Here is a 6,771-nt window from a genome sequence, read left to right on the forward strand (position 1 = left end):
CCTTGGTCGACACGATGGGTGCAGAAGAATTGTTTCTCCCATGAAAAAGCCCGCCGGAGTCCGGCGGGCTTTTTCGTTTATCGGGCCGTTGGCATCAGGTCCAGCCGAGCAGCTCGAACAGCTTCAGGATCAGGTAGGCGCAGCCGCCTGCCGCCGGGATGGTCAGGATCCAGGCCCAGACGATGCGTTCGATCACGCCCAGGCGCAGCGAACGCGGGTTCTTGGCGAAGCCTACGCCCATGATCGCGGTGGAGATGCTGTGGGTGGTCGATACCGGCATGCCGAAGTGCGCCGCCAGGGTCAGCACGGTGGCCGAGCTGGTTTCCGCGGCGAAGCCGTGGATCGGGTGCAGCTTGACCATCTTGTGGCCCAGGGTCTTGATGATCTTCCAGCCGCCCGAGGCGGTACCGGCGGCCATCACCACCGCACAGGTCAGCACGATCCACATGGCGATGCCGTCGCCGGCGTGCGCGTCCGGATGCATGAAGGCCAGCCACGACGGCAGGTCGTTCAACGCGCCGGTCGCTTCGGCACCGATCAGGGTCATCGCGATGATGCCCATGGTCTTCTGCGCATCGTTATGGCCGTGGGCAAAGCCCATGTAGGCCGCCGAAGCGATCTGTGCCTTGCCGAAGAACGCATTGACGATGCGCGGACGTGCCAGCCGGCCGATCGCGCCGCCGATCCTGGCCAGGCCTGCGATCAGTGCCCACAACAGCACCATCACTGCGATGCCGAGCAGGAAGCCGGCGATCGGTGAGGTGATCATCGGCACGAACACCTTCCACAGCAGGCCCTTGTTCTGCGCCCAGCTGCCAAGCCGTTCGGACCAGATCAGCGCGTCCCAGTTGTTGTGGGCCGCAGCCAGGCCGGCACCGCACAGGCCACCGATCAACGCGTGCGAGGACGAGGACGGCAGGCCCTTCCACCAGGTGATCAGGTTCCAGATGATGCCGCCGAGCAGCGCGCACAGGATCACCTGCGGGGTCACGTCGACCACGTTGGTGTTGAGCAGGCCCGACGCGATGGTCAGTGCGACCGCGGTGCCGGTCAGGGCACCGATGAGGTTCATGAAGGCGGCAAGCATCACCGCCCAACCGGGCGACAGTACTTTGGTTGCCACCACGGTAGCGATGGAGTTGGCGGTATCGTGGAAGCCATTGATGAACTCGAAGACGAGCGCGGCCAGGATCACCACCAGGACTAGGGTGAGCATCGGTACCGGCCCGTCAGCTGTTCTTCAACACGATCTGGTACGCCACCACACCGGCCTCGCGGCAGCGGTCGATGGCCTTCTCCAGGATCTCGAAGAATTCCTTGAGCAGGAACATCTGCAGGTTGTCCAGGCGACCGGAGTAGATGTCACGGTACAGCTCGAGCATCAGACGGTCGGCCTCGTTTTCCAGCGAGCGCAGGCGCTCGTTGAGCGCGGTCATCCGGTCCAGGTTCATGTGGCGCAGGTCAGCGACCATCTCCACCACCACGCCAGCGGCCTGCTCCAGCATCGCCGCGCGCGGCGCGAAGTCGATGTGTTCCAGGTGGGTGGTGGCCAGCGAATAGCGATCGGCGAACTTCTCGATCTGCTTGGGAATCTTGTACAGGGCCGAGCCCAGCGCTTCGATGTCTTCGCGCTCGATCGGGGTCATGAAGCTGTCCACCAGCGCCTGGCTGATCTTGTCCGAGGCCGCGCGTTCGCGCAGGCGGGCCAGCTTGAAGGCATCCAGGGCGGGCTGGCGATCGGCGTCGCGCAGCATCGAATGCAGTGCCTTGGCGGCATCGGAAGCCGCGACGGCAGCCTCATCGAGCAGGGTGTAGAACTGTTTGCCGGAACCGAAAATGGTCTGCAGAGAGAACATTGAGAAACCTGTCAGCCGTCGCGGGAAGGACGGCACCAGTGCGAATTATGACGGCTAGATGACCATCACGGGTATCCCTGCCCCTTTCCGGGGGTCGGGACGCCCAAAACTGAACAGGCATTTGCCACCCAGCCACGGCCCTTTGCTAAGATGCCAGCGCGCCTTCGGGCGCACCTTATGGACGACGACCCTTATCCCCCAGCGCCGCGCCGGACCCCGTTCCTGAGCGCCTGCCGCCATCGCAAGCACCCGCCCTCCCTGCCACCAACCGGGGACGATGCCCGTGTTTGAAATGATCCTGATTGTTTTCGCGCTTGTTCTGCTGAACGGCTTCTTTGCCATGTCCGAGATGTCGGTCATGACCTCGCGCAAGAGCCGGCTGAAGCAGCTGGCCGGCACCTCCAAGCGCGCGGCCAAGGCCCTGGAGCTGTCGGAGAAGCCGGAAGCCTTCCTGTCCACCGTCCAGATCGGCATCACCGTGATCGGCGTGCTGACCGGCTTCCTCGGCGGCGAGGCACTGGGTGAAGCCATCGGCGGCTGGATCCAGGGGCTGATGCCGGGCTTCGCCTACGCCGGGGGCATCGGCAAGGCCCTTGCAGTCACCTTCATCACCTTCATCACGCTGATCTTCGGCGAACTGGTGCCCAAGCGCCTGGCCCTGACCCGCTCGGAGGACATCGCCGGCCTGGTTGCGCTGCCGATGAGCTGGCTGGCCAAGCTGGCCTTCCCCTTCGTCTGGCTGCTGTCCAAGACCACCCAGCTGGTGCTGCGCCTGTTCGGCCTGGGCAAGGACGAGGTCGCGTCGGTGACCGAAGAGGAGATCCGCATGCTGGTGGCCGAGAGCCACGAGGCCGGCGTGATCGACAGCCACGAGCGCGACATGATGAACCGCGTGATGCGCCTGGGCGACCGTACCGCCGACAGCCTGATGACCCCGCGCAACCGGATCGCCTGGCTGGATACGCTGGGTGGCCTGGACAAGAACCTGGAGATCATGGCCGAGCACGAGTTCTCGCGGTACCCGGTGTACCGCGACAACGACATGGACGTGGTCGGCGTGCTTGAGCTGAAATCGCTGGCCACGCGGATGGCACGCGGCGACAACGCGCTGTTCCAGACGTTGCGCGAGCCGCTTTATGTGTCCGAATCCACCCATGCGATGAAGCTGCTGGAGATCTTCCGCGAAGAACAGCAGTCGATGGCGCTGGTGGTGGACGAGTACGGCGAGATCCAGGGCCTGGTGACCATCAGCGATTTGATGGGCGCGGTGGTCGGCCGCCTGCAGGCAACGGAAAATGCCGACGAGGACGCGCTGGTGGTGACCCGTGAGGACGGCTCGCTGCTGGTGGACGGCTCACTGCCGATCGAGGACCTGCGCGAGCTGATCGGCAGCAACGACCTGCCCGACGCCGAGGATGGCGATTACTACACCCTGGCCGGCATGTGCATCCACTTCTTCGGCCGCATCCCGCACGCGGGCGAGTACTTCGACTGGGCCGGCTGGCGCTTTGAGGTGGTCGATCTGGACGGTGCGCGCGTGGACAAACTGCTGCTTCGCACCCTGTCCGACGAGCAGGCCGATGAGCTCACCGCCTGACGCCGGCCCCGGGGCTACACCGCCGGAATACCGCAACGAGGGCATCCGGACCCTGCTGGCGATGTTCGCCTTCGGTGACCCGGCCCAGCACATGAAGCTGGGGCAGATCCTGCAGGATCTGCAGCAGAGTGCCTTTGGTGTGTTCCTGTTCGTCGCCATCCTGCCGGCCTTCATCCCCATCCCGGGGCTGGGCGGCGCGGTCAGCGGTCCGTTGGTGATCCTGATCGGCCTGCAGATGCTGTTCTGCATGCGCCGGCCCTGGCTGCCCGGCTTCATTGCCCGTCGCGGGCCGAAGCGCGGCACCATGCACCGGTTCCTGGATCGCATCGACGGTGCCCTGCGCCGCCTCGACCGCATGCTCAAACCGCGCATGCCGCAACTGCTGGCCCGCGCCCCCGCCCACGCCTTCAGCGGTCTGTTGCTGGTGCTGCTGGGCCTGCTGCTGTCGTTGCCGATTCCGTTCACCAACTATCTGTTCGGCTTCCAGTTGCTGCTGTTCGCACTGGCCCTGCTGGAACGCGACGGCGCGTTGATGCTGTTCAACTGGGTGGCTGCGCTGGTGGCGATCGCCTTCTTCGGCTTCAGTTCCGGGCAGCTGGTGGGCTACACCGTCGACCTGTTCCAGCGCTGGTTCTGAGCGCCTGTCGCTGCGCTCGCCGGGCATGGCCCGGCGCTACCCTGAGCCATGCCCGGCGGGTTGCTGCAATCAACGCAGATCGATGAATCCGTTGTCACCCAACCGTGCCGGCTCATCCTGCACCGCCGACAACACGAAACTCAACGCCGAGCCGAGCAGCGTGCCCGGTCCGTCCCAGTACTCGGCGGTCTCTGCACGCACGTGGATCAAGCGCAGGCTCGGGTCATCCGGGCCGCCCGGGAAGAACAGCTTCATCGCCGGCGACCACAGCTCTTCGACCTTCGCGCGGTCATCGATGATCCGTGCCACGCCGGCTACCGACACATACGTGTTCTTCGATGGCGAGGCATAGGCCACGTTGACCCGGTGGTCGAGCGCGATCTCGGCCACCTTCGGGCTGTCGGCCGCAGTGGCGAACCACAGGTCGCCATCGAAGGCGACCTGCTGGGTGCCGAGCGGACGGCTGTAGAGGCGCCCATCGACACCACGGGTGGTGAACATCGCCACCTCCACGTCCTTGATCAGTTCAGCCAGCTGGGCAATGTGCTCGGTACGCGATTCGTCCATGGGGGACTCCGGAAGTGGGAGTCCCCATCAGACGCGTCCGCACCGCAAATTGCCGTGACGCAATTGTTCAGCCCGCGTGGCGGGCATGCCAGGCGTGCATTGCCAGCTCGAACGAGCGAAGGCGCGCGCGATGGTCGTACAGGTTGGCGGTAAGCATCAGTTCGTCGGGCTGATGGCGCTCGACGAACGCCGCAATGCCATCGGCGACCTGCTGCGGATCACCCAGCACGGTGCACGCCAGCGCCCGCTCCACGCCCAGCTTCTCGTGGGGTTCCCAGAACGCTTCGATGTCATCGATCGGCGCCGGAATCTTGCCCGGACGGCCGCGACGCAGGTTGACGAAGCTCTGCTGCTGGCTGGTGAACAACCGCCGCGATTCGGCCTCGCTGTCACTGGCCACCACGTTCAACGCCAGCATCGCGTGCGGCTGCTTGAGCGTGGCCGAAGGGCGGAATTCGCGGCGATACACCGCAAGCGCTTCATCCATGGAATCGGGGGCGAAGTGCGAGGCGAATGCATACGGCAGGCCCATCGAGGCGGCCATGCGTGCACCGAACAGGCTGGAACCGAGGATCCAGGTCGGCACCCGAAGGCCGCCGCCGGGTACGGCCTGCACCGCCTGGCCGGGCTGCACCGGTTCGAAGTAATGCAGCAGTTCGCGCACGTCCTGCGGAAACTGGTCGGCGCTGTCGAAATAGCGGCGCAGGGCGCGGGCGGTCGGCTGGTCGGTACCCGGCGCGCGGCCCAGGCCCAGGTCGATGCGATCGGGGTACAGCGAGGCCAGGGTGCCGAACTGCTCGGCCACCTGCAGAGGCGCGTGATTGGGCAACATGATGCCGCCGGCGCCGACGCGGATGCGTTGGGTGCCACCGGCCACATGACCGATCAGCACCGCCGTGGCGGCACTGGCGATGCCAGGCATGTTGTGGTGTTCGGCCAGCCAGTAGCGGCGGTAGCCCAGCGCATCGGCATGCTGGGCGAGCTCAAGCATGTTGGCAAAGGCGGCAGTGGTATCGCTGCCCTCGCAGACCGGGGCCAGGTCGAGAATCGACAACGGGATCATCAGGCGGTTTTTCCGTCACAGGATCCCCGTTTGATGGGGTCGCCCTGTCCCCACGGCCAGTGCCGGTGGCGGGACGCTGATTCCTGCCTGGCCGGTTCAGGCCCGCGGGCCAATGTGGAAGGGTCAGAACGCGCTGGGGCGTGGCTCGGGCAACGGCTCGTCCACCAACGGCTTCAGTTCGGCATCCAGCGCCACCCGCTCGTCGAACACGAAACAACGACCTTCGTAGCCCTCACCGCCCACTTCCTCGAAGTAACCGAGGATGCCGCCATCGAGCTGCAGCACGTTGTCCATGCCGTCGTTGAGCATCCACAGCGCCGCCTTCTCGCAGCGGATGCCACCGGTGCAGAAACTGACCACGGTGCTGTCCTTCAGCGCTTCACGATGGGGCGCCAGCGCCTCGGGCAGATCGGTGAACTTGTGGATGGGCAGTACCAGCGCATCCTTGAAGGTGCCGTACTCGATCTCCTGCAGGTTGCGCGTATCGAGCATCACCACCGGCTTGCCAGCATCATCATGCCCCTGCCGCAGCCAACGCTGCACGGTGGCAGGATCGATGGCCGGCGCGCGCGGGTAGTCCAGCGGCTGGCCATCGTCACGACGGAAGCTGATGATCTCGTCCTTGACCTTGGCCTTCAGCCGCGCGAACGGCTGGTGCTCGCTGAAGCTGGTCTTGACCCGCATCTCGGCGAAGCGCGCATCAGCACGCAGTTCCGCGTAGAAGCCGTCGACCGCGGAAGGTGCACCCGCCAGGAACAGGTTCAGCCCCTCGCCCGCCACCAGGATCGTCCCCTGCAGGCCGGAAGCCTCGGCACGCGCCTGCAGCTGGTCGCACAGGGCCTGGGGGGCGTCGATGACGGCGAAATGATAGGCAGCGGTATTGGCGATCATCTTGCCATTTTAGCGCCTGACCGCCCCCGTATCAGCCTCCACCGTTCATCCACGCATGGCGCGGATCTACCACAGTGTCGACCAAGGTCGACATCTACCGACAGCACCCGCAGAGGCAACAGCAACAGCAACAGGGGGCGTTCCGTGGTGGACGGGGCGG

Annotated in this window: 7 protein-coding genes; 2 read left to right on the forward strand and 5 right to left on the reverse strand. The window is 65.4% G+C overall.

Annotation, left to right across the window (positions count from 1 at the left end):
- Positions 1–94: 94 nt before the first annotated feature.
- Positions 95–1,216: an inorganic phosphate transporter gene (locus tag TEP_RS12015; RefSeq protein WP_049464876.1), complete on the reverse strand. Its 1,122-nt coding sequence runs from the start codon at positions 1,214–1,216 to the stop codon at positions 95–97.
- Positions 1,217–1,229: 13 nt separating this feature from the next.
- The gene (locus TEP_RS12020) at positions 1,230–1,856 is read right to left on the reverse strand and encodes a DUF47 family protein (protein ID WP_025878890.1); all 627 of its coding nucleotides are present in this window, start codon (positions 1,854–1,856) and stop codon (positions 1,230–1,232) included.
- Between the two features lie 292 nt (positions 1,857–2,148).
- On the opposite strand from TEP_RS12020, the gene TEP_RS12025 reads away from it, so the two are divergent.
- A complete protein-coding gene (locus TEP_RS12025; RefSeq protein ID WP_032952108.1) occupies positions 2,149–3,453 on the forward strand; it encodes a hemolysin family protein in 1,305 nt (434 codons plus the stop codon).
- Positions 3,437–4,090, forward strand: coding sequence for an exopolysaccharide biosynthesis protein (locus TEP_RS12030; RefSeq protein WP_132825427.1), 654 nt, complete (start codon positions 3,437–3,439; stop codon positions 4,088–4,090). The genes TEP_RS12025 and TEP_RS12030 overlap by 17 nt, the downstream gene beginning before the upstream one ends.
- Before the next feature lie 69 nt (positions 4,091–4,159).
- Here TEP_RS12030 and TEP_RS12035 read toward each other — a convergent pair whose 3' ends face one another.
- The 3 genes from TEP_RS12035 to TEP_RS12045 form a co-directional block, all read right to left on the reverse strand.
- Complete coding sequence (locus tag TEP_RS12035; protein WP_132825428.1) at positions 4,160–4,657, reverse strand: pyridoxamine 5'-phosphate oxidase family protein; 498 nt, start codon at positions 4,655–4,657, stop codon at positions 4,160–4,162.
- A gap of 67 nt (positions 4,658–4,724) precedes the next feature.
- Positions 4,725–5,720, reverse strand: a complete 996-nt coding sequence (locus TEP_RS12040; RefSeq protein ID WP_032976501.1) for an LLM class flavin-dependent oxidoreductase — start codon at positions 5,718–5,720, stop codon at positions 4,725–4,727.
- A 123-nt stretch (positions 5,721–5,843) separates the two neighbouring features.
- A complete protein-coding gene (locus tag TEP_RS12045; RefSeq protein ID WP_132825429.1) occupies positions 5,844–6,611 on the reverse strand; it encodes a sulfurtransferase in 768 nt (255 codons plus the stop codon).
- Positions 6,612–6,771 lie beyond the last annotated feature (160 nt).

It is taken from the genome of Stenotrophomonas sp. TEPEL (assembly GCF_004348785.1).
GTDB lineage: Bacteria > Pseudomonadota > Gammaproteobacteria > Xanthomonadales > Xanthomonadaceae > Stenotrophomonas > Stenotrophomonas indicatrix.

Coding starts and splice junctions, on each gene's coding strand:
- TEP_RS12015 (WP_049464876.1), bottom strand. CDS start 1,216: ATGCTCACCCTAGTCCTGGTGGTGATCCTGGCCGCGCTCGTCTTCGAG.
- TEP_RS12020 (WP_025878890.1), bottom strand. CDS start 1,856: ATGTTCTCTCTGCAGACCATTTTCGGTTCCGGCAAACAGTTCTACACC.
- TEP_RS12025 (WP_032952108.1), top strand. CDS start 2,149: ATGATCCTGATTGTTTTCGCGCTTGTTCTGCTGAACGGCTTCTTTGCC.
- TEP_RS12030 (WP_132825427.1), top strand. CDS start 3,437: ATGAGCTCACCGCCTGACGCCGGCCCCGGGGCTACACCGCCGGAATAC.
- TEP_RS12035 (WP_132825428.1), bottom strand. CDS start 4,657: ATGGACGAATCGCGTACCGAGCACATTGCCCAGCTGGCTGAACTGATC.
- TEP_RS12040 (WP_032976501.1), bottom strand. CDS start 5,720: ATGATCCCGTTGTCGATTCTCGACCTGGCCCCGGTCTGCGAGGGCAGC.
- TEP_RS12045 (WP_132825429.1), bottom strand. CDS start 6,611: ATGATCGCCAATACCGCTGCCTATCATTTCGCCGTCATCGACGCCCCC.